Annotated in this window: 20 protein-coding genes and 1 other RNA gene; 6 read left to right on the forward strand and 15 right to left on the reverse strand. The window is 41.4% G+C overall.

Annotated features, from left to right (window positions below; translation table 11 throughout):
* Positions 1–35 precede the first annotated feature (35 nt).
* Positions 36–1,028, forward strand: coding sequence for a ferrochelatase (gene hemH, locus EHS11_RS05975; protein ID WP_167884364.1), 993 nt, complete (start codon positions 36–38; stop codon positions 1,026–1,028).
* Between the two features lie 51 nt (positions 1,029–1,079).
* On the opposite strand, the gene EHS11_RS05980 is transcribed toward hemH, so the two are convergent.
* The 7 genes from EHS11_RS05980 to EHS11_RS06010 are packed head-to-tail and all read right to left on the reverse strand — an operon-like array spanning position 1,080 to position 9,387.
* A complete protein-coding gene (locus EHS11_RS05980) occupies positions 1,080–2,348 on the reverse strand; it encodes a protoporphyrinogen/coproporphyrinogen oxidase (RefSeq protein WP_167884365.1) in 1,269 nt (422 codons plus the stop codon).
* A gap of 1 nt (position 2,349) precedes the next feature.
* The gene (hemN, locus tag EHS11_RS05985) at positions 2,350–3,699 is read right to left on the reverse strand and encodes an oxygen-independent coproporphyrinogen III oxidase (RefSeq protein WP_135763497.1); all 1,350 of its coding nucleotides are present in this window, start codon (positions 3,697–3,699) and stop codon (positions 2,350–2,352) included.
* Positions 3,686–4,720: a uroporphyrinogen decarboxylase family protein gene (locus tag EHS11_RS05990; protein WP_167884376.1), complete on the reverse strand. Its 1,035-nt coding sequence runs from the start codon at positions 4,718–4,720 to the stop codon at positions 3,686–3,688. The genes hemN and EHS11_RS05990 overlap by 14 nt, the downstream gene beginning before the upstream one ends.
* Before the next feature lie 20 nt (positions 4,721–4,740).
* Positions 4,741–6,030 (reverse strand): glutamate-1-semialdehyde 2,1-aminomutase, encoded by a 1,290-nt coding sequence (gene hemL, locus EHS11_RS05995; protein WP_135763499.1) that lies wholly within the window; start codon positions 6,028–6,030, stop codon positions 4,741–4,743.
* Complete coding sequence (gene hemB, locus EHS11_RS06000) at positions 6,027–6,977, reverse strand: porphobilinogen synthase (protein ID WP_135763500.1); 951 nt, start codon at positions 6,975–6,977, stop codon at positions 6,027–6,029. Before hemB ends, hemL begins: the two co-directional genes overlap by 4 nt.
* Positions 6,978–6,991: 14 nt before the next feature.
* Positions 6,992–8,524 (reverse strand): type 2 periplasmic-binding domain-containing protein, encoded by a 1,533-nt coding sequence (locus EHS11_RS06005; protein ID WP_135763501.1) that lies wholly within the window; start codon positions 8,522–8,524, stop codon positions 6,992–6,994.
* Positions 8,509–9,387: an NAD(P)-binding domain-containing protein gene (locus EHS11_RS06010; protein ID WP_135763502.1), complete on the reverse strand. Its 879-nt coding sequence runs from the start codon at positions 9,385–9,387 to the stop codon at positions 8,509–8,511. Before EHS11_RS06010 ends, EHS11_RS06005 begins: the two co-directional genes overlap by 16 nt.
* Positions 9,388–9,565: 178 nt before the next feature.
* Here EHS11_RS06010 and msrB point away from each other — a divergent pair, with 178 nt between their 5' ends.
* Entirely contained in the window at positions 9,566–9,964 is a 399-nt protein-coding gene (gene msrB, locus EHS11_RS06015) for a peptide-methionine (R)-S-oxide reductase MsrB (protein ID WP_135763605.1), read from the forward strand.
* 14 nt (positions 9,965–9,978) lie between these two features.
* On the opposite strand, the gene EHS11_RS06020 is transcribed toward msrB, so the two are convergent.
* On the reverse strand, positions 9,979–10,467 hold the full coding sequence (locus EHS11_RS06020; protein ID WP_135763503.1) for a hypothetical protein: 489 nt from the start codon (positions 10,465–10,467) through the stop codon (positions 9,979–9,981).
* Positions 10,468–10,550: 83 nt separating this feature from the next.
* Between EHS11_RS06020 and rnpB the strand changes: the two genes are divergently transcribed.
* An RNA gene (gene rnpB / locus EHS11_RS06025) (RNase P RNA component class A) lies at positions 10,551–10,902 on the forward strand.
* A 42-nt stretch (positions 10,903–10,944) separates the two neighbouring features.
* Positions 10,945–11,556, forward strand: a complete 612-nt coding sequence (locus EHS11_RS06030; RefSeq protein ID WP_135763504.1) for an LBF_1134 family protein — start codon at positions 10,945–10,947, stop codon at positions 11,554–11,556.
* 172 nt (positions 11,557–11,728) lie between these two features.
* Here EHS11_RS06030 and EHS11_RS06035 read toward each other — a convergent pair whose 3' ends face one another.
* Complete coding sequence (locus EHS11_RS06035) at positions 11,729–12,325, reverse strand: precorrin-2 dehydrogenase/sirohydrochlorin ferrochelatase family protein (protein ID WP_135763505.1); 597 nt, start codon at positions 12,323–12,325, stop codon at positions 11,729–11,731.
* Between the two features lie 4 nt (positions 12,326–12,329).
* Positions 12,330–13,124: a uroporphyrinogen-III C-methyltransferase gene (gene cobA / locus EHS11_RS06040; RefSeq protein WP_135763506.1), complete on the reverse strand. Its 795-nt coding sequence runs from the start codon at positions 13,122–13,124 to the stop codon at positions 12,330–12,332.
* Positions 13,125–13,438: 314 nt separating this feature from the next.
* Between cobA and EHS11_RS06045 the strand changes: the two genes are divergently transcribed.
* Both EHS11_RS06045 and EHS11_RS06050 read left to right on the forward strand, forming a co-directional pair.
* The gene (locus EHS11_RS06045; protein WP_135763507.1) at positions 13,439–15,208 is read left to right on the forward strand and encodes a diflavin oxidoreductase; all 1,770 of its coding nucleotides are present in this window, start codon (positions 13,439–13,441) and stop codon (positions 15,206–15,208) included.
* Between the two features lie 12 nt (positions 15,209–15,220).
* On the forward strand, positions 15,221–16,891 hold the full coding sequence (locus EHS11_RS06050) for an NADPH-dependent assimilatory sulfite reductase hemoprotein subunit (protein WP_135763508.1): 1,671 nt from the start codon (positions 15,221–15,223) through the stop codon (positions 16,889–16,891).
* Positions 16,892–17,063: 172 nt separating this feature from the next.
* Here the strand turns inward: EHS11_RS06050 and EHS11_RS06055 are convergent, their stop codons facing one another.
* From EHS11_RS06055 to cysD, 5 genes are all read right to left on the reverse strand, one after another.
* Positions 17,064–17,975 carry a bile acid:sodium symporter family protein gene (locus tag EHS11_RS06055; protein WP_135763509.1) on the reverse strand — a complete coding sequence of 304 codons (912 nt, stop codon included), beginning with the start codon at positions 17,973–17,975 and terminating at the stop codon, positions 17,064–17,066.
* A 1-nt stretch (position 17,976) separates the two neighbouring features.
* Positions 17,977–19,047, reverse strand: coding sequence for a TauD/TfdA family dioxygenase (locus tag EHS11_RS06060; protein ID WP_135763510.1), 1,071 nt, complete (start codon positions 19,045–19,047; stop codon positions 17,977–17,979).
* Positions 19,048–19,135: 88 nt separating this feature from the next.
* A complete protein-coding gene (locus EHS11_RS06065) occupies positions 19,136–19,543 on the reverse strand; it encodes a thiol-disulfide oxidoreductase DCC family protein (protein ID WP_135763511.1) in 408 nt (135 codons plus the stop codon).
* Between the two features lie 323 nt (positions 19,544–19,866).
* Positions 19,867–21,099 carry a sulfate adenylyltransferase subunit 1 gene (locus EHS11_RS06070; protein ID WP_135763512.1) on the reverse strand — a complete coding sequence of 411 codons (1,233 nt, stop codon included), beginning with the start codon at positions 21,097–21,099 and terminating at the stop codon, positions 19,867–19,869.
* The gene (cysD, locus tag EHS11_RS06075; protein ID WP_135763513.1) at positions 21,099–22,007 is read right to left on the reverse strand and encodes a sulfate adenylyltransferase subunit CysD; all 909 of its coding nucleotides are present in this window, start codon (positions 22,005–22,007) and stop codon (positions 21,099–21,101) included. The genes EHS11_RS06070 and cysD overlap by 1 nt, the downstream gene beginning before the upstream one ends.
* Between the last annotated feature and the right edge of the window lie 5 nt (positions 22,008–22,012).

Raw genomic sequence — 22,012 nt, forward strand, 5'->3', positions numbered from 1 at the left:
CGAAGGAAAATCACCTGAGACGTAAAATTACTTTATTGAATCTGGGTGGTCCTAGGACTGCTCTTGAAATCGAAACTTTTTTAAGGGATCTTTTTTTGGATCCTTATGTATTCGACCTTCCTCTTTGGGAACCACTCCGCCAAATACTTGCTAAATACATTGCCAAAAAGAGAGCACCAAAGGTGCGTTCGACCTACGAATCCATGGGGTTCGGAGGCGGAAGTCCTCTTGTTGAAGAAACGATCAAACAGACTGCGGCTGTTGTAAAAGTTCTGAACGAAAAAACTTCAGATCAATGGTTCGGTCAGGTCGCTATGGCCTGCGGTTATCCGAATTTGAAAGATGTTCTGAAAAAAGATGACGGCCCGGGTCCCAATCATATTTGGGTCCCTCTCTTTCCTCAGTATTCGCGTTCTACCGTTTTGTCCGTTGCAAAGATTGCCGAATCCATCATCGATAAATATCCGTTAAATGAAAAGGGTTGGCTGCGGCCTTTTGGATTGGATCCTCGTTTTTTGGATGTGTCCGCTTCTTTGATTCTGGATTATTTTCAAGGTGAACTTTCCGAAAACCATTTTCTTCACCTGGAAAATGCGAAAGGAATTGACGATTGGAAGACGGTGGATTTGGTTTTCTCCGCTCATGGAATTCCTATGAGGCTTGTTCGAAAAGGAGATACATATGTGAATGAAATAGAAACATCCGTCTTGGAAATTACCAAACGATTGAGAGAAAAAGGTTTTTCAGGAGAAATACATTTATCTTATCAAAGCAGAGTAGGCCCTGCCAAATGGACAGAGCCGAATACAAAGATTACCCTGCATGAGCTTGGTAGGCAAGGAAGACGAATTGCAGTCTATCCTATCAGTTTTGTAAGCGATCATTTGGAAACTCTGGAAGAGATAGGAGTCGAGTTACGGGATTTGGCTTTGAAGTCGGGCGCGGCTTCCTATTATAGAATTCCTTCTTTCGGAACCTATCCTTTGTTTGTTGATCTACTTTCCGATCTTATATTGGAATCCGTTTGATGGAAATCTTGGTCTTATTATATTGATTTTTTATAGATATGCGAAAGATAACTACGGATTCAGAGCGGCTTCGATGAGTCCTCTGAGCCCGATTCCGTATCTGTAATTTCCTAAAAAACGAATTGATTGGGAAGAGGCGGTGGATTCGTTTTCTATCTCATCAAGATAACGATTGAATTTGAGTAGTTCGGTTCCGTAGATAGGAAAAGATTGTTTCCAGATTTTAGGATGGAAGGAAACGATATCTTCTTCGCCGGAAGATGCGGATACGATCTTTCTGTCTGCTATTACCAAGTTTCGGATTTCCTCCTCGGTTAGGTGGTCTAAAAACTCACCTGCGTAAATCCAGGTTTCCGAGTGAAGTTCTCCGAACACTCTCCCTTCAAAAATAAAATCATTTAGTAATACTCCATTCGCTGATACTTCAGAGTCTTTTGGAAATAAAACTCCGAAGCCAGGTTTCTTTAGGAGACTTGTTTTTGTAAAACAAGTGATGGTAGCAAGGGAAAGAAGGGGGATAGATTTTATATTATGTTTCGAAAGCGCCGATTGGGTGACTTTATTTTCATTTAATATTCGATAGGTGGACTGAACATTCATACAAAATATGATTTTGTGATCGGGGTATTCTTTTTTTAATTTTTCCAGGCTGGTAATTTCTGAATTAGTAAGGATTTCAATTTTACCATCCAAGGTTCCCGTCAGATTTGAAATCAGATCCGACATCCCGCCTTGAAAGGAGATCAGTCCTTTTTTGTTTGGTTTCTTTCGGGATTTATTTTTGGAGTTTTTAAAATTGCGATAAACAGAATCTCCCTCTTTCCATAAAAATCGGGAAAACACCATCCTCGGGTCCATGTCTTTTAATTTTGCAGCATAGATTCCGCCTAAAGTCGGTTCAATGAGATGTATGGTGGCTTGTTTTCCGAATATCCTAAAACTCCAGCTTTCGAAGGACTCGTTTTCTTTTGGCTTTGCATTTAAAAACAAAAAACCGATGAGTGTACGCACGATGGAAAAGAAAGAGATTGGGATTTGTCTCAGGTGATTTTGAATCAGGAAGTATCTTTTTTTCGAAGAGGCTAGCGGTTGAATGGAGCTTAAATTCAAGTCTTGGAGCAGTTCTTCCGTTGCGTAGGAATTCAAGAAACCGTTTGCAGCTGTTTCGACCAACCCGAATTCCGTTTTGTAAGTATCAAGCATTCCCCCCAAACGATCGGATCTTTCGATTAGGGTAACTTTTTTACCTTTTTTTAGGGAGGAATGCGCAGCGATGAGCCCGCTGATCCCTCCTCCTACGATTAAAACGGAATCCGACACTTTATATTGCTTTTGAAAAGATTGGAAAATTCGGCTGAGAATTTCTCAGCTTTTCATCTAACGCAGTACATACGATTCTCAGGAAAGGGCGACCATCTTCTGTGATTTTTATCTTATTTTCAGCCCATTCGACCAAATGATCCGATTCCATTTCCAAGAGGTAATTTTTTAGATCCTCTTTCCACTCGCTAGGAATTTCCACTTCCCAAGTGGTCATTAGTTTTAAAATCAGTTGTCTTCTCTTTTTATCGGAATCATTCAGTTTATGGCCTCTAAAGCTGGGAATGGTTTTTTCGTTCACGATCCTTCTATATTTGATTTCCAATTTTTCATTTTGGTGAAAAGAGTCGGATGTTTCCGAAATGGAAGAAGTTCCGAGTCCCAGCAAAACATCTGTTTTGTGTGAGCTGTAACCCATAAAGTTTCTATGCAATCTCCCTTCCTGCGAAGCTTTCCAGAGAGAATCCGTCTTTAATGCGAAATGATCCATTCCTATTTCCTGATAGCCCCCGGCTTCCAGTAATTTTCGGCCTCGTTCGTATAACTCCCGTTTTTCTTCAGATTTCGGAAGATCTTCTTCCGTAAAAAGCCTTTGCGAAGACTTGATCCAAGGTACATGCGCATAGGAGTAAAAAGCAATTCTATCCGGATGAAGGGAAAGGGTCAGCTCAATGGTTTTTTCCATGGAAGCAATCGTTTGTTTGGGAAGGCCATAGATCAGATCGAAATTTACGGAAGTATAACCCAATTCACGTGCGGTCTCCGTAATACTTTCGGTATTTTCGAACGGTTGGATTCGATTGACCAATCTTTGCACTTCGGCATCGAAGTCCTGAACTCCCAAGCTGATTCTTCTGAATCCGTATTTGTATAAAATCTCCAATTGAGTTCTTCTCGTTCTGCGGGGATCCACTTCAATGGAAAACTCGGCGTTTTTGTTGGGTGATAATTTGCCGGTGATATTTGATATCAAATATTCCAGATGTTTTTCGGATAAATAGGTCGGGGTCCCACCACCTAAATGAAGTTCATCGAGTGATCTGTTCTTTAAATTTGAAATCTTGGAAATATAAAGATCCAATTCTTTGATTACCGATTCCACATATGGTTCTTCTACGGAATGGTTTTTTGTAATGGAAGTATTGCATCCGCAGAAAGTGCATAGAGTTTCGCAAAAAGGTATATGAACGTAAATTGCAAGGGAAGAATCTTTTTTTGCAAGGTCTCTTTCCAAAGACTGAATCCATTCCTCCGAGGTCGGCATATCCGTCCAGTAGGGAACTGTCGGGTAACTGGTGTACCTTGGTGCCGGTATGTCGTATTTTCTCAGTAAATCTTTATGCGCTAACATGGAATTCCTCGCGGATGGTTGCGATCATTTCTTTGATATTGGATTCAGGTGTCCCTTGCAATACCCCGTGCCCAAGTCCCGATACCCAACCTTTTCTTTCTTCTTTAGTTAGACGTTTGATCGGCTTCAAATAATTCAGCAAGGCCTTCTTGAATTCTTCTTTGGGCAAAAAGAGCAAAGACTGATCGAAATTTCCCTGCAGGAATCCCCGGGAGTAACCGCCTTTTAGTAACTCTTCCATTGAGAATCGATGGTCCACTCCGAATCCTGCGAGACCTTCGGTATTTCTTATGAGATTTAATTGATGTTCGGTGGTCCCTTTTGCATAATAACCTACTTTGCCGGGAAACCGGGAAACAATCGTCTGCAAAGGTTTGGCAACATACTCTTTAAAATAATCAGGACTCAAATCTCCTGCAGCGGTGTCAAAAATCATAACCAATTCCGCGCCACCTTCCAATTGAAGGCGTAGATTTTCCAAAAGCAATGGAATGATCATCTCGAAAAAACCGGAAGCTAGACCTGAATTCACTTTGGAATGAGTCAGGTTGCCATCGTGTTTTCCGGAAGATGCATACGTGTAAAGAGTCCATGGTCCACCTAAGAATCCTATCAAAGAGGTTTCTTTCGGTAAAACTTCGCGAGTCAGAAGCATTGCTTTTTTTTGAAATTCCAATTGGAAAATCGCCTCGGGACCGGACCTCAGTTTCAAAAGGTCTTTTTCCGAATCCAGACGAAAGGAAAGCATAGGACCAGGATTGTAATCCAAACCCATTCCTAATGCTTCCAATGGAAAAAGAATATCCGAAAAAAGAATGGATACGTCAAATCCGAATTCCCTTACGGGACCTAACGCTACTTCTGCGGCGAGCTCCGGATTTTTACAGAGTTCTAAAAAACTGTATTTTTCCTTTAAGTTGCGGTAATGGGAATGGTATCTTCCCGCTTGCCTCATAAACCAGATAGGAGGTATGTCTTGCGGGATTCCTGCGAGAGCATTTGCAAAACGGGGGTTTCTGATTTGAGTGACGGATTTTAGATTCATTTGGAATATTCCTTTTTTAAACCGGACTCAGCTTTGTTTAAGGTTTCCTGAAGGATTTCTTTTGTATGAACTGTAGAAAGAAATCCAACCTCATATCCGCTAGGTGCCAGATAAACACCTTCTTTTAACAAGGCATGGAATAATTTTGCAAAATTATTCTTATGTCCTCCGGGGATCTGGGTTAAATTCCGAATCGAAGTATCACTGTATTCCTTAAACCAAAAAAGAGATCCGTAGCTCACTGCTTGCCATTTTATACCCGTATAACGGTCAAATATGCGAGAAAGCTCATGGGTAAAATCGGAACAGTTCTTTTCCAATGTCTTGTATGGATTTTCGTTCCATGCTTTTTTTAAACAAGCCAGCCCGGCTCTCATTCCGAAGGGATTGGCTGATAATGTGCCGGCTTGGTAGACAGGACCGCTCGGAGCGACGAGATCCATATATACTGCCTTTCCTGCATATGCTCCTACCGGAAATCCTCCACCTAAAATTTTCCCATAACAAACCAGGTCAGGTTCAATTCCTAATTCTCCTGCCATACCTTGGAACCCCACCCGAAATCCGGAGATGACTTCGTCGAACAAAAGCAAGGCTTCGTGTTTTTTCGCAAGGGCAGCTATCTTTTGTATAAATTCTTTTCTCTGTATGAGCAAACCATAGTTCGCTGGTAATGGTTCTATGATCACAGCAGCAATTAGGTCCCCTTCTTTTTGAAATAATGCTTCCAGGGCAGACTCATCATCAAGGGGTAAAACCAATGTATTTTTAATCATTTCTTCTCCGATTCCCGCGCTATCGGTTGAGCTCTGTCCGGCAAGTCCTGATCCGGCTTTTACTAAAAGCGCATCCAAATGACCGTGATAACATCCGTCGAATTTAAGAATTTTATTTCTTCCGGTAGAAGCACGTGCAACACGCAGGGCGCTCATCACCGCTTCCGTACCTGAATTTACAAACCGTATCTTTTCTACCCATGGAATCCTTGAGGTAATAAACTCGGCAAGTTCCAGGGAATAAGGTTCACAGGCTCCGAATGACCATGCGGTTTCCACAGTCTCCCGCACAACGTCCGCTATATCGGGATGTCTGTGACCGAATAATAACGGTCCGAAACTTTGGCAATAGTCTATATACTCTTTGCCTTCCACGTCGAATAATTTGGCACCTTCCGCCTTTTGAAAAAAGACGGGAGTTCCTCCTACTGAGGCAAATGAGCGAACAGGCGAATGAACTCCTCCCGGGGAAACTTTTTTGGAACGTTCAAATAAATCTTTGGAATTCATATAAATAATCTCTTGGCTTCTCTCGCCGCATAACTGATCAAAAACGAAACTCCCGCCCTTCTGAAGACGTTCCAGGTTTCAACGAGACCTTCTTCTCTTTTTAAAAATCCGTTTTTTGCAAGCAATTCGACTGATGCATATTCACCGCTCACTTGGTAGGCCCCTAAAGGAAGATTGGTTTTTTCTCTGATGGGAAGGATCAAATCAATTGATGTCATTCCGGGTTTTAACATGAGGAAGTCCGCGCCTTCCTTTTCGTCCCGAACGGATGCGGCAATTGCGGATTCCCTATCTCTTACATCCAATTGATATGTGGAACGGTCTCCGAAACTGGGAGTGGATTCCGCAGCATCACGGAACGGTCCGTAAAAATTACTTTTGAATTTTGTCGAATAACTCATGATAGGTATCTGATTAAAACCGTTGGAGTCCAGAATGTTTCGATGTGAGGCGACCCGTCCATCCATCATATCACTCGGTGCAATTCCGTCCGCTCCCGATTCGGCAAATAACAATGCTAAGTTGGATAATCGTTTCACCGATTTTTCATTATGAATCGTTCCGTCCGAATCCAAATGACCGCAATGACCGTGGGTTGTTACGGAACAAAGACAGGTATCCAGCCAGAGAAAAATATCCGGGAAATTCTTTTTGATACCTGATATGGCTTTATTATAGAAAGAAGAACTGAATTCCGTATCCGATTTCTTTTTTGGAACCGTAAATAGCAGGAATTGATCCACCCCGGAATTCATATCCGATTCAATTTGTTTGTATAGGGAAGATTCCGATTCCCTGTAAACTCCGGACATCCCGTCAATGGCTTCTCTTTCTTTCAGGTCTTCCACGATAAAGAGTGGTTGAATGAATTTTTTTGCATTTAAGGAACTGCTGCTTGAAAGTTCTCTTAGATGATGTGATTTTTTTATTCTTCGTAAATGGTTCATTGGTTCCAAGTATTTTATTTTTTAATATGATTTTCGATCCATCCCTCAAACGAAAGACATACATGAATCCGATTTGCCGCTTCTTCACCTAACTCTGATTTAACTTTAGAGAAAGTGGAACCCGGGCCTACAAAATGAATGATTTTTTTCAAGATGGGATATTTGGATGTAATGATATTGAATTCGGATCCGCTTCTCCAAAAAGCGGCCTTGATTTTTTCAGGATCGAAGTTTGCGGGAATTTCAGGAGCGGAAAGATTATAAGTAGGCACCAACGGATAAGTGGTTTTTGAAAGATCCGAGTCTTGATGTGATAGTTTGACAAAGTTCGGTTTTCGATTGAATAAGGTGTCTATTTTCAGGTCTTCCAATTCTCCAAGGCCGTCTACGGAACCGTGAATCCATATTCCTCTTTTTGCAAGTTCTCTCCAAGTCGTAAGTCCCGATGTCCAAATGATCTGCGTTTCCGAGTTTATGATCAGATCCTGTGGAAATGCGTAACCGCGGGCAATAAATAAATCGGAATTAGGCGGTATTTTGTAATTGATTCTTTCTCTTTGTCTCTGCGCCATTTTTGCCTGGGAAGGCCAGACCTCATCAATGGAAAAATGAAGATCCGGCATCGGTAGTATCCCTTTTTTGGATAAGTTCTCTTTATCGTCGGTTTCACCTTGTAAAAACCTGACTTGACCGTAAGGGCGGATGATTACGGCAACACCGATTTTCTGATGACAGCCTCCGCCAAACTGAGATAAGATTTCTCTTTCCGTTTCCGAAGATATTTTTGCTTTCATATCAGTTAGTTCTGAAAATAGGTCATAAATTTCCTTTTCGCTTTCCCGAACTTCGACGCAGAGAGCTCCTTGTGCGGGTGCGTTCGGATTCAAAGAAAGAGGAAGGATCATAAACAAACATTGATTTAACGAATCATATAAAAAATTCCGAATCTCTGTAAATTCGGAAATATCTTCGGTTAAAAAATCGGAATTTAACAAACGATCCAACGCAGCTTTTGCAATAATCAATCCGTGAGCATCACCCTCTAAAAATTTTCTGATCCTGGTTTGCACGTTCCCGCGAATGGGCGAAAAGGACAGAGTTGATTTTGTCAAAGGGTCGGGCAGGTATTCTGAAAAAAATCTTTGTAAATTGAATTCTCTTCTAGGGGAAGAAGTGCAAAATTTCAAATCTTTATCCGGATTTTTCCAGGAAGATTTTTTGAATAATAAAACGTCTCTTTGGTCTTCTCTCTGTAATACGGAGATGATGGATGTTCCTTTTCTTTTTTCAAGATCCAAATCTTTCCAGGAATGTACAATAGCATCCACTTCATTGTTTAATAAATCGTCTTGTAAGTCCTTTGTGAAAATTCCTTTTCCGGCGATTTGCCAAAGAGGACTTGTCAGATCTTTATCCCCGGAGGCTTCCTTAAATCTGTAAACAATTTCCAGTTCAGGGTTTGTATCTTTTAGTTTTTTACCGACGGTGTAAGCTTGGAGTTTGGCCAGAGTGGAAGATCTTGCACCGATTGTTATTTTTCTAAACAAGCTAAGTCTTCCCATCCGTGTAAAAGATGAATTTGCTCTTCTTCGCGTTCTCGTGTTAGTTCTTCAATCAGTGAAAGAATTTGCGGACGAAGGTTTGTCAGATGATTTTCCGTTTCAGTAATATTGGCTAAAATATCCTTAAAGGATACGTACTTAGTATTCGCAGGAATATGCTGTAATTCGGTTTCAGCTCGAAAATCTATTATCAATCTTTTAGATTTTATGTTTGAAATCAATGTTTCGGGAAAATAGGAAGATGCAATCACCAAAGATTCCGATCTGTCGGTATAGTTTTCCCAAAGAGAGGTTTGAACTGCATAACGTGATTTTAATTGGGACAATCGTTCCGAATTTCTCGCTACGACCGTAACGGATCTGCCTTTCTGAACCAGGTAAGGGAGAATGGACTCTACTAATTTACCACTTCCGAATAAACTAACGGACTCTTTCTCTTTGAGAAAGGAATCGGCAATACTGCCGTAAGTTTGTCTTCCTTGTCCCGTCAATAATTTGGAACGAACGATTTTAGTCTGTTCCAGAATTTGATCGCGTAACTTATGTAAGTTTTTTGAAAAAGGAGAGTCGTTCAGATTTTCCTTTCGAAAACGATCCCGAAATTGGGCGAGAATCTCACTTTCTCCGAAAAGTCGGGAATGGACTCCCGTGACTATTTCTAGAATCAATTGATAAGCGGCAAAGCCGAAGTGATAGGAAATGTTTTCCGGGATATCTTCCCGAGAAACCAATCTATCATCACCAATATAGACCGAACGCATGCAGGTGTGCCAGGAAACAAAACCGTCCAGTTCTTTCGCGGTTCTTTCTTCTGTGTCATCATGCAATACAATTAAGTTTCCCCACATAATTCTATCTTATCAAAATTAAGCCTCTATTTGTCACGGGATTGTCAGCCCTTGAAAAAATAATTTTCTTAATTGATTCTCATTCTCATCTTCTTGAGTGAAATCACTTATAAAAAATTGAAAAGTTCGATCAGTTTCTTTTTGTTAAGAAGAAGGTTTTTTCAGTCTAATGTCAACTATGGTTGATAAAATCCAAATCTCTGAAGATGAATTAAAACAAAAACTCACTCCCGAGCAATACCATGTAACAAGAAATAAAGGTACGGAACGTCCCTTTACAGGTGAATATTACCAACACAAAGAGAAAGGAACTTATCTTTGTGTATGTTGCGGACAGGAGTTGTTTGATTCGGAAACAAAGTATGAATCAGGAAGCGGTTGGCCCAGCTATTACCAAGCTATAAATGAATCTGCGATTGAAACGGAAACGGACAAAAGTCACTCCATGCAAAGGGTAGAGATTCATTGCAGCAAGTGCAATGCTCATCTTGGGCATGTATTTCCGGACGGCCCGAAACCTACGGGACTTAGATATTGTGTGAATTCATTATCCTTAACTTTTAAAAAGGAAGGATAAATAACTAAATTATATTATTTTGATTCGGAGAGCCAAGTTACTGTTTCGCCGCAATTTTTAGCCACAACGGCAGTAGGAAGAGCGTTCGGCTTTTCTTCAAAGCTAACAGCTCCGAAGTTAACACCGATTCTATGGTAAATTTTTCTAGCTAGTTTAGACAATTGATTCGCTTCACATTGATTTCCCAGCTTGGATTCAATAAGGGATATCATGGTTAATAATTCCGCATTTCCTTCCGAATCTTTCATTCCGATTGCCGATTTGAGCACAATAGCTTTTTTCAGATAGTCTCTAGCTTCCGAGAAACGGTTTGCACCCATGGAATGTTTTGCTTTTTCTTCCAAATCTTCGATGATCTGGGGAATACGGGAAAGGCGAACTTCGTGCAGAATCTCTTCGGCAGTCTTGTCCAGGACAGGATTTGCATAAAGACTGGGCAACCCGCCTATTATTACGGCAAATAGGTAGAGGATCATTCGGAATAATAGGCGAGAATGTTGCACAATGTATCTACTGCAGTAATCATGCCAAACAAGTCCAAATAAATCGGCTAGACTTTCTTTGGTAACATAAGAAACTGTAAGATAGCCTTGGTCGAGTGATCGCCTTTTAGAAAAACGGTAACGTTTCCTAAGGGGAGGAAAGTCCGGACACTAGGGGACAATCGGACCGAGTAATCCTCGGGGTGAAACGGGGAGACCTGTTTTATACGGAAAGTGCAACAGAAAGCAAACCGCCGAAACTATTTTAGTTGGTAAGGGTGAAAGGGTGGGGTAAGAGCCTACCGCTTGTTTTGTAAAAAACAAGGCATGGTAAACCCTCCGATGTGCAATCTCAAGTAAACAACCGTTATGAGCCTGTCCCGCCAGGTTGTGGGTAGAGAGCATTAGATAAATGATCACATAGAACAGAATCCGGCTTACGGGCCAAGGCTACTTTTTTCACTTCATTTCTTTTCCGCCGGTCGTTATTATTGTTTTATGAAACAATACCTAATTCTAAGTTGTTTACTCTTTGGACTTAGTTTTTGTGCGGGTGGGAATATTAAGATTAAATTGAATCCGGATCTTTCCGGCAATTTTTCCATTTACCAAAAAAAAATTAAAAACAAAACTCCGTCGACAATTGGTCTTGGATCTCATCTTTCTCCTGTTTCCGAAACGGAATTGATTTTACGGGAAAAAACCTTTCAGTTCAAAAACATAACATCTATTCTTCCTCCCGGAATTCGATTTGTCATTTATAAAGAATCGGAAGAAGATCATTCCACGTTTCTTTTTACAATCGATACATCCTCCGGGTCTCCTTTATTGAAAGCTCTTGAAATCAATAGAGAGGAAGTTTTGGCCCTGGTAAAAGAAGCAAAAACCAGAGATGATATTTATCGGTTTAATAATTTGGCCGAACACATTCAATTTGAGATATTTTTACCGTTTAACATAAAGGATGTGGTCTTTGCCGAAGCACGGACTCCCGGAGATTGGACTGCCCGCCATGACGGGGGAGGGAAGGTTGTTGTGAATTTGCCCCTTGCTTCTTTTTGGGAAAATGAGTTTCAGCAAACGAGCATTATCGTTAAGTTCAAGGAGTAAGGGAAGATCATTGGCAAAAAGGCGAACTTGTTTTTAAAAAAATCGGTGAAATAAGAATTCGCGTTGGCAAGAAATTGTTTTTGTGTTAGGCGTTTTGGTGCGAGCCCACGATCCACTCCCCCCAATCCCTATGCAGGGTGGGGGCTACCGATTCGCCCGCGCATGTATTATGTCACAAATCCGATTTTCCGAAATACTTTTCTTCCAGCTCCCGAATGACCCTTTTTAAAACTCCCCGTCTTTCATTTTGGTCGGGCAATCTTTCTTTCAATGTTTTTCGAATCAAAAACAATCTTTCGAAAAGTTCCCCGTCTTCTTTGGGAATAATATCTTCGAATAACTTACGCAATGTGGCTGTCAGTCCGGCAAATTTCCCGTCAGTGGAAATGGAAAATTGGACAGGTCCCAAATCTACCAATGAGGATGAATAAAAATCGCAATTGGGGGGATCATCCACGGCATTTGCCAAAATCCCGAGGGAATTTGCATGCAGTCGGAATCGTTTGTTTGTTTCGGAATCATTTGTTGCAATAAAAATCAAATCCCGCCCGACTAGGTCTTCTTCTTTCGCTTCTCTGATTTCCGGAATAATATCCGAGTGTTCTTCAATCCATTTTTGAACGAAAGGATTTGTTTCTTTAGTAATTATTGTTATGCGGGCAAGAGTCCCCTCCAAACCTTGGAGTTTTTCCAGGCAGGCAAGCCCCCCTCCGATCAACAGAACGTTTTTATTCTCAAGATTCAGGAAGATGGGGTATTTCTTTGTCAAAGGGTTATCGTATTACAACTGTAACTTGTTCTTGGTTTTTTTGATTTAATAGGTTACGAATCGCTTCGCCGATATAAAGAATGCCCGGGCCAGTTGTAATTTTTTGAATCCCGTTGGTTCTTGCGTCAGCAAGAATTGTGACGGAGAATGTTTCATGTTTGCCTGACAGATTTTCTATAAGCGCCATCGGAGTGTTTGGTGAAATCCCTTTGTCGATCAGCTTTTCGGCAAGTTCTTTAATTTTTCCGGCTCCCATAAGAATGGCAATGGTTCCTTGAAAATTTTCCATACCTGCCCAACTTTTATCATCTTCTAAAATCGTATGGCCGTCCAGAATGATCACTTGTCTGGAAACTCCTCTGAGAGTAAGAGATGTTTCCAAAGCGGCCGCGCCTGCGGTAACAGAACTGATCCCCGGAATGATTTCAAAAGGAATTTTATTTTTTTTCAGTGCTTCCAACTCTTCAGCTAACCGGCCGAATATGGAGGGATCGCCTCCTTTCAAACGGACAATCCTTTTGTCCGACAAAGCATACTCGATAAGTAAGGAATTGATTTCTTCCTGTGTGCGGGAGTGTTGCCCGCTGCGTTTTCCCACATAGAGACAGACTGCATGATTTGGAAAAATTTCCAAATAAGAAGGATCAAGAAGTGCATCGTATAAAATCACTTCGGCTTTTTGAATCCGATCAAGCCCGCGAATTGTTAATAGGTCGACCGAGCCAGGTCCACCACCTACAAAGCTAACAAAGCCTCGACCGGACTTTGCAAAAACCTCTGTCTTGGTTTTGGTGTTCATCTAAATATAGTTTACTTAGGTTTCTTTTCTTCGTCAAGATTTTCTCTGTGAAGTTGAATGCAACGTTCGTTTGAGCAGAAGAACTTCTAAAAGATCCGAATAAAATTGCTTACTATGACAATATTTTTTACAATTCTTCCATTTTTTTATTTACCCTAGGGTGGAATTGCATGGATCATTTAATTTATAAGACCTTTTGGACGTTTTACTGAATTTTTTCTGCAAATTTCAAATTACGCTAAGAACCTTCGGGACTTTCGCGCAAAATTCTCGCTCCATCGGATTAAATTTATCTTTAAGGACCCCTCTGTTCCATGCTTTCGGATGACAAACGAGCCAAATTCCTTCAGCTTTTAAAAGAAACCACAAAAGACGAGTGGGTATGGATGAATGGATATTTATCAGCACTTACGGAAACCTTAGGTGCGCTTCCTCCTACTGCGACGAGGGTCGTCGGTTCAGCGGGAGAAGAAGCGACGACCGCATTTTTACCTGCGGAAGTTGAATCCGTCAGATCGACACCTATTTCCTGTACGGTGGTCTACGGAACGGAAACAGGAAATTCCAAAAAACTATCCACTGAATTTGTAAAAAAACTAAAAGCGGCCGGCCATTCTGCAAAAATCAAAAGTACTGAACAGTATAAGCTTTCCGACTTGGAGGATGAATCTTATTTTTTTGTAATTATCTCCACTCATGGAGACGGAGATCCGCCTGCAGCTGCAAAATCCTTCGTAACCGGTTTGCAAGAAAGGAAGGACCCTTTGTCCAATCTCAAGTTCGCTGTACTCGCATTAGGTGATACGTCCTATCCTTTATTTTGCAAAACGGGAGAAGACGTAGACTCGATGTTAAATACTCTTGGCGGAACGAGGATTCATGAACTGGGCAAATGTGACGTGGATTATGAAGCGGTTGCACTGCCATGGATTGACGATGTTGTTCGTAAGCTAGCCATTAGTTCTTCGAATACGGTAGCTGCAAAAACAACTGCCAACCAGAAAGCAGCAAAACCTGCGGGAAGAGCCGTCTATGACGCAAAAGTAATCACCAATTTAGTGTTAAATGATGTTGGCGCTACCAAATCGACCAGACATATCGAATTGAAAGCGGATTCTTCCGTTGTCTACGAGCCTGGGGATAGCGCAGGTTTTTTTGCGCATAATTCAGAGTCGGAAGTTGCAGACGTTTTGAGGCTACTCGGCTTGGGAAAAGAAGATCGAATCCAATGGCAAGGGGAAACTTGGATGGCCGGAGATCTTTTAACAAAAAAACTTTCCATTCGGTTTCTACCGGAAAGAGTGATTAAAAAATACGAGGACTTAACAGGCAAGACTATCGTTCCAGGTAGAAAAGATTTGGATGCGCTTCTTACCGATTTTAAATTTGATGCTGGTTTTGATTCAAAAAAAATCTTTGAGATTTTGGAACCTATGGTTCCAAGATATTATTCGATTGCTTCTTCTCCCGCCGCACATGGAGAAAAGGAAGTTCACCTAACGGTTGCCGAATTGGAGATCGAAACTAGAACCGGTACGAAACCGGGACTTTGCTCGGGCTATCTTTCTTCATTTGCGGAAGGTTCGTCCATTCAGTTTTTTATTCAGAAAAATCCTTCGTTCCGGCTTCCTCCGCCTGACTCCGATTTAATTATGATCGGACCTGGAACCGGTATTGCACCTTTCCGTTCCTATCTTTTTGAAAGGGAATCTACAGGAGGGAATGGTAAAAACTGGTTGTTTTTCGGAGAAAGAAATTTTGTCTCCGATTTCTACTATCAAACCGAGCTCCAGGCTTTTATGGATACCGGTCTCTTGAACAGGCTAAATACCGCTTTTTCCCGCGACACCAAACAGAAAGTATATGTTCAGGATCGCATGGAAGAAAATGCGGCGGAACTTTTGAAATGGATTGAAGAAGGCGCCTATATTTATCTTTGCGGATCGAAAGACCCGATGAGTAAAGACGTAGATGCAAAGCTCATTGATATACTTTCCAGAAGAACCTTTCATACCGAGATAGACGCTTCCGATTTTTTAAAAGAGTTGGAAGAGTCCGGAAGATATAAAAAAGACGTTTATTAAGGATAAATACATATGTCCACACCTGAAAAAAAAGAATCATTAGCCGAGAAAGTCAAGAGATTGAGTCGGGGCTTACGCGGAACCTTGACTGAAAGTTTGAAGGATGAACACACAGGTTCCCTTCGTTCCGATGATCAATTATTATTGAAGTTTCACGGAATGTACCAACAGGATGACCGTGACAGAAGAGACGAACGCGCGTTAAAGAAACTGGAAAGACTGTATTCTTTTATGATTCGTCTTCGAATCCCCGGCGGAATGATCGGACCGGTTCATTGGGAAGCTTTGCATAATGTGGCAGGGCAAAATGCAACCGGGACGATAAAAATTACGACCAGACAAACGGTTCAATTGCATGGGATTTTAAAATCAAAGATCAAGCCGACGATCAAAGCATTTGACCAGGTTTTTCTGGATTCGGTTGCCGCTTGCGGGGATGTAAATCGTAACGTAACATGTACTGCGAATCCTTCCACTTCTCCTATCTACAAAGAAATATTTTCATACGCGGGAGAAATCAGCCGTTCCCTTTTGCCGAAGACCAGAGCTTATTATGAAATCTGGCTCGATGAAGAGAAGTTAGCTGAGAAGGAAGAGCCTCTCGACCCTTTGTACAAGGAACTCTATTTGCCCCGTAAGTTTAAGATAGCAATTGCGATTCCCCCTTATAATGATGTTGATATTCTCACGAATGATATAGGTCTTATTGCAATCATTGAAAATGACGTATTGCAGGGATTTAACGTTTCCATCGGGGGCGGACTCGGAACTACTCACGGAAATCCGGATACTTATCCGAGGATCGGATCCGTAATCGGATACATTCCTAAAAAAGATATTTTAAAAGTCGTATATGAGATCGTAACGGTTCAAAGAGATTTTGGAAACAGGGAAGATCGAAAACTGTCCAGATTGAAATACACAGTTGATCGTTTGGGCTTGGACTTTTATAAAGCCGAAGTGGAAAAAAGGACCGGAATCGGTTTTGAAAAGGCGCGTGAATTTAAATTCACAACCCGTACTGATGAGTTCGGTTGGTCGCAAGATAAAGCAGGTAACTGGCATTATACTGTTTTCGTGGAAAACGGTAGGGTATTGGATGAAAACGGTTATCTTTTAAAAACGGCTCTTTTGGAAGTTTCCAAAACAAGAAGGGCTGTGTTCCGTTTCACTTGCAATCAGAACGTAATTCTTTCCGATATTTTTCCAAAAGATAAAGATACAATCGAATCCATACTTGTGAAATACGGTGTTCACAAAAAAACCACGGAAGCATCTCCCATTCGAAAAAATTCGATAGCTTGTGTGGCATTAAGCACCTGTTCGTTGGCTTTGGCGGAAGGACAAAGATACCTTCCCATTTTGGTGGATAAAATTGAAGATCTGCTTTCCAAACATGACTTGAAATCGGAACCGATTTCGATTCGGATGACAGGTTGCCCTAACGGATGCGCTAGACCTTATATCTCCGAGATTGGGCTTGTAGGAACGGCTTATGGAAGATACAATCTTCATCTGGGGGCGGATTGGGAAGGGATGAGATTGAATAAAAAATACAAAGAGAATTTGGATGAGACTGCAATCCTTGGAGAACTGGACAATTTGTTCGGACGTTTTTCCAAAGATCGTAACGGTAAAGAATCCTTCGGTGATTTTACCAATCGAATCGGAATTTTGAATTAATTCCCCATTTGACATTTAAAGAAGAGCCTCAGGAAAGAAACGGATTCTATTTTTTGAATTCGTTTCTTTTTTCGCGCCCCGGATGGAAGGAGCGCCCCGTCGACTGACAGCCGGAAGTGGCGCCCGAAAATCCGCGATGGATCTCATTTTTTATGAGGGCGTCTGTAGTTTGTTATATGGTTTGATTTGCCTTCTTAGCTTGGTAGTTCCAGTAAGTAGCAAGCGACCAACCGCTGATAAGATGCCAAATTCCCCACCAAGCGCAAATTAAAGCCATACTCCCGAGTCCGTCAAAGAATCCGAAAACAAGGGCAAGACCCAGTCCTGAATTTTGAATCCCGGTTTCAATCGCGATCGTTCTCCTGTCTGCTATCGGTAGCTTTAGGATTTTAGCAAAGAAGTAACCTCCGAACAAACCGGCCGCGTTCATTAGGAATACCAATCCGAAAAGGATATGGATATAACTTAAAAAATATTTCAAGTTGGCAGCGAGTGCACCTATGATAAATACAACTAACAATGCTAAGGAGAAATATCGAATCGGTTTCTTCAGTTTGTTTGAGACTCTGGGAAAGAAGTAACTGAATACGATTCCGAGAAGCAACGGTGTAATCAGTATAAACAAAATGGATACGAACATTTCACTCGGATTCAAAGCTATGGAGCGAAGATAAGTTTGGGAAGGGGGGTATAAACTTCCCCAAAAGAAAAATCCAAGCGGGGTTGTAAAGACGGAAACTGTAGAGGAGAAAGCGGTGAGTCCGATCGAAAGAGCCAGATTGCTTCCCGCCAACAAACTGAAAAAATTTGACATGTTTCCGCCGGGACAAACAGCAACAAGTATCATACCCAAGGCCAAACCAGGATGCGGGTTGAGTGTATATAGTATAGCGAGCGTTAGCAGTGGTAATATTATAAATTGGCTGAAGATCCCCGCAAAGGCCGGTTTCGGGTTTTTCAGTAAATTGAGAAAATCGGCTTTTTTTAAGTCGAGTGCAATCCCGAACATAATAAAAGCCACAAACAAATTGAGTAAAAATAAACTGTCTTTGTTGAAGTTTAACCTAACATCATTTAGATCCATTTTATACGGTCCAACTTACTAAAATTTCCCGATCTCCGTTGAATGGCATACGACCATGGGAAACCGAAAAATTATCAATGATGAGAACATCTCCGTTTTCCCAACGAAATGCCGATAAATTTTCCCAGAATGTATTACAAATGGCAGAGATTTCCTTTGAAGTGAATTCTTCTCCGTCTCCATAAGTAACATGCATTGCATAATTTGAAGAATCACCTAGTTTTTTAAACCAAGTAATGACTGTTAATAGGAGAGCTACTCCCAGGGAACGTAACGTTTTTTGTCTTTTGAAAATTTTCCAAACTTCAATCACCGGTGTGTCAAAGTGAAACACTTGAGTGTGGTTGTGCCAAGCCGTGGTTCCCAGTTTCGGATGTTTTCTGAAACCGGATTGTTTATTGAATATGGTAAGAGAATCGACTCCTTCCCATTTCAATTCAAATCGGTTTTTTTTTGCAATTTTTTCCACCTCAGGAATGTTAGTTGTGTTAAACATTTCATCCCAACGTTTTGTTTTCCATAAAGAAAATCTTGATCCGGAACTAGGGCCATCGTATTTTCTTTGATAACGAATCCCTTTTGTTTCGATTTTCTTTTTGATTTCAGGATCGATCAGGTTATAAACTTTTCTGAGGTCGGTAAGAGGAGTTTCTCCTCCGTAATAGCTTGCTTGTTTGGCGAAGAAAAAAAGTTTTTTTGGCGGGTTGTCTAAAAAACTCATTTCAGCATGCTGCATGATCGGGTAGTGGGGAGGAAGCTCGCTTGCTGTGAAAACATAATCGGTTAGTTTGTCTCTCGGAGATGTTCCCAGGTAAAAATCGCCTAACTTATCTTTTGTGGCAAGTGCCACCGCTTCAAAGTCCAAGGCGGTTTTTAGCCCGAATCCCCGGAGCAAAATGGCGCCGTAAAGACCCAGATCCCGTTGCCATTCTTTTTCGTTTTTACTGATCCAATTTGCTATCGAATCCTTATCCGAATCATTTCTTGCTTGGTAAACAATGGGAAGTTTTTCTTGGGATAGGAAAGTCTTCTCGAAAATCGAAGGTTTTTTGACTGTACTACGAACTACCATTTTTCCAGTTTCAAAAGACTGTTTTTTTATTACAAGTCATTTCTGCTATATTGGATATTTTTTTGGTGATATTGGACGGGCTAGCAGATCAATCTAAAAAGCGGGACTTAAGTTCGGGAGTTGGCATCATACAGGATTCCGTTCTACCGAAGATTTTATATCTGGATTTTGCAACAAGGGTATAAACAAAGTCACGGAGAAACGATGGAAAAAGTATCAGAATGTAAAATATTCTCCAATGACCACCTAACTCTTTTAATACGTGAAGCCCGGCCGTGGAACGAAGATAGAATTTGTCGCCTTGAACCAGAACAAAAGAATCGAAGTCTTCTTTGGGCAAGTTGAATTTTTTCAAAAGGGTTTGGCCAGCTTCGGATTGTAAGGCGGCAAACTTGAATTTGCCCACTCTATCCCTTTTGATTGTGAACTGAACGACATTATTGCAAAGATTGCAGACTCCGTCAAAAAGAAGTATGTTTTGGGGTTCGGTTGTCATGGAATGCTATCGTTTAGACTGGTCGGACTGTGTATTCGGGTAAAGTATTAAGAGACATAATTTGTTTAGGCGAATCGGTAGCCCCCGCGCCTTAAGATCAGCTTCGCTGATGATTCTTCGAATACTTCCCCTTCTTCTATTGGCACAGAAGAAGGGGATAGGGGTGTGGCTCGTGGGCTCGCACTCCAACACCTAACACAAAAAATCATCTTTGCCAATGCGGAGTCCTTTTCTCTTTAATTTTTTCGCAAAACATTCGCCTTTTTGATCAGGAAATCGAACTTTCGTTGATTCTGGTTCTGAACGAACAAAGACTTACTTCTTTAAATCAACATCCCTGCGGCAACGGTATTGTTCGTTCCTTCATCCACCAAAACAAAACTTCCCGTTCCCCGGTTGTGCGCGTACGGGTCGTATGCGATCGGTTTGGCGACTTTTAGTTTGATTCGACCGATTTCATTCAAAGAGAGCCCATCGGCGGGTTTCTTTTCGTGAGTTTGCGTTTCGATTCGGAAACTGATTTCTTTGACTGCGGATTTCACCGAACCTGTGGTTTGGCGAAGAAGGTATTTGTTTCCGGGCAAAAGGGATTTTGCATCCATCCAACAAATATCCGCTTCCAATTCCTGAGAAACGGAAGGTTCCTCGCTCGCAGGAACGATCATATCTCCCCGGCTTATATCAATATCATCTTCCAGTAATATAGTAACTGACATTGGTGCATAGGCCTCATCAACGGAACCGGCGAATGTATCAATAGATTTGATTTTGGATTTTAACCCGCTAGGTAAAACAGTGATAGCATCGCCTTTTTTGAAACTTCCACTGCGAATTTGTCCCGCATAACCTCTGTAATCATGATGTTCGTTCGTTTGGGGGCGGATTACATATTGAACCGGGAAACGAGGTTGGTGTTTTTTTTCATCAGAAAGAATTTCCACTTCTTCCAGGTAACCGAGTAATGTATTTCCTTTCCACCAACTCATATCGGTTGACGGATCGACTACATTGTCTCCCCTTAATGCGGAGATAGGGATGAATTCTATGGATTCAAGTCCAAGGTCTTTTGCAAATTCCGTGTATTGGTTTTTAATCTCTTCAAATCTCGCTTCTGAAAAATCAACCAGATCCATTTTGTTGACGCAAACGGCCACATAAGGAATCCGAAGCAAGGAAACAATATATGAATGTCTGTAAGTTTGTTCTATGACGCCTTTTCTCGCATCAATCAATATGATCGCCAAATCAGAGTTTGAGGCTCCTGTTACCATGTTGCGGGTGTATTGTACGTGTCCGGGTGCGTCAGCGATGATGAATTTTCTTTTGGGTGTGGAAAAATATTTATAGGCGATATCAATTGTGATACCTTGTTCTCTTTCCGCTTTGAGTCCGTCTGTGAGTAAAGCCAGATTGATTTCCCCATTGACTTGGCCTGCTTTTTCAATCGCATCCAATTGGTCTTGGAAAACCGATTTGCTGTCGTAGAGTAGTCTACCGATTAACGTTGATTTGCCGTCGTCAACGCTGCCTGCCGTGATAAATCTTAATAAGTCCATTAAAAATAACCCCCTCTTTTTCTATCTTCCATGGCGGCTTCGGATCTTTTATCGTCCAGTCGGGAGCCTCTTTCCGTTGTGCGGGAGATCTGAATTTCGCGAATGATATCATCTATATGATTTGCCTCGGATTCAACTGCAGCAGTACAAGTCATATCTCCGACTGTTCTGAATCGGACCGTTTTTTCTTCCACTTTATCCGTGTTGTCCAATGTGATGAATTTCGAGACAGGAAAAACCAAATCGTCTCTCCATACAATTTCCCTTTTATGGGAAAAATATAGCGAAGGTAATGCGATATTTTCCGCACGGATGTATTCCCATACGTCCAGTTCGGTCCAGTTGCTGATGGGAAATACCCTTACATTTTCTCCCACATGGATTTTGCCGTTATAAATATTCCAAAGCTCGGGTCTTTGCAATTTCGGATCCCAACTTCCGAACTCATCTCTTACGGAAAATACTCTTTCTTTGGCTCGGGCTTTTTCTTCATCACGTCTTGCTCCGCCGATACAAGCGTCAAACTTGAATTCGGCGATTGTATCGAGAAGTGTTACTGTTTGGATTCCGTTTCGGCTTGGAAATTTCCCTTTTTCTTCCACTGCTTTTCCCTGGTCGATGGAATCTTGTACATAACGTACGATTAGTTTTTCGCCGATTTTAGCAGCCAATTCGTCCCTAAAGTCCAATGCTTCCTGGAAGTTGTGTCCTGTATCGATATGGACTAGGGGAAAAGGAAATTTTCCCGGACGAAATGCTTTCAAAGCCAAATGAACTAAAGTGATGGAATCTTTTCCTCCGGAAAAAAGGAGGGCTGGTCTTTCGAACTGGGCGGCTACTTCTCTGAGGATATAAATGGATTCGGCTTCTAACTGTTGTAAGTGGGAGAGTTTGGATTTTGTAGTCATGAGTT

It is taken from the genome of Leptospira ilyithenensis (assembly GCF_004771005.1).
Classification (GTDB): domain Bacteria; phylum Spirochaetota; class Leptospiria; order Leptospirales; family Leptospiraceae; genus Leptospira_A; species Leptospira_A ilyithenensis.

Bases quoted from the DNA above. Each gene is read 5' to 3' on its own strand.
- EHS11_RS06050 (WP_135763508.1), top strand. From the start codon at position 15,221: ATGTCCACACCTGAAAAAAAAGAATCATTAGCCGAGAAAGTCAAGAGA.
- EHS11_RS06045 (WP_135763507.1), top strand. From the start codon at position 13,439: ATGCTTTCGGATGACAAACGAGCCAAATTCCTTCAGCTTTTAAAAGAA.
- EHS11_RS06065 (WP_135763511.1), bottom strand. From the start codon at position 19,543: ATGACAACCGAACCCCAAAACATACTTCTTTTTGACGGAGTCTGCAAT.
- EHS11_RS06055 (WP_135763509.1), bottom strand. From the start codon at position 17,975: ATGGATCTAAATGATGTTAGGTTAAACTTCAACAAAGACAGTTTATTT.
- EHS11_RS06010 (WP_135763502.1), bottom strand. From the start codon at position 9,387: ATGTGGGGAAACTTAATTGTATTGCATGATGACACAGAAGAAAGAACC.
- EHS11_RS06060 (WP_135763510.1), bottom strand. From the start codon at position 19,047: ATGGTAGTTCGTAGTACAGTCAAAAAACCTTCGATTTTCGAGAAGACT.
- hemL (WP_135763499.1), bottom strand. From the start codon at position 6,030: ATGAATTCCAAAGATTTATTTGAACGTTCCAAAAAAGTTTCCCCGGGA.
- cysD (WP_135763513.1), bottom strand. From the start codon at position 22,007: ATGACTACAAAATCCAAACTCTCCCACTTACAACAGTTAGAAGCCGAA.
- EHS11_RS06030 (WP_135763504.1), top strand. From the start codon at position 10,945: ATGAAACAATACCTAATTCTAAGTTGTTTACTCTTTGGACTTAGTTTT.
- cobA (WP_135763506.1), bottom strand. From the start codon at position 13,124: ATGAACACCAAAACCAAGACAGAGGTTTTTGCAAAGTCCGGTCGAGGC.
- msrB (WP_135763605.1), top strand. From the start codon at position 9,566: ATGGTTGATAAAATCCAAATCTCTGAAGATGAATTAAAACAAAAACTC.
- EHS11_RS06070 (WP_135763512.1), bottom strand. From the start codon at position 21,099: ATGGACTTATTAAGATTTATCACGGCAGGCAGCGTTGACGACGGCAAA.
- hemB (WP_135763500.1), bottom strand. From the start codon at position 6,977: ATGAACCATTTACGAAGAATAAAAAAATCACATCATCTAAGAGAACTT.
- hemN (WP_135763497.1), bottom strand. From the start codon at position 3,699: ATGTTAGCGCATAAAGATTTACTGAGAAAATACGACATACCGGCACCA.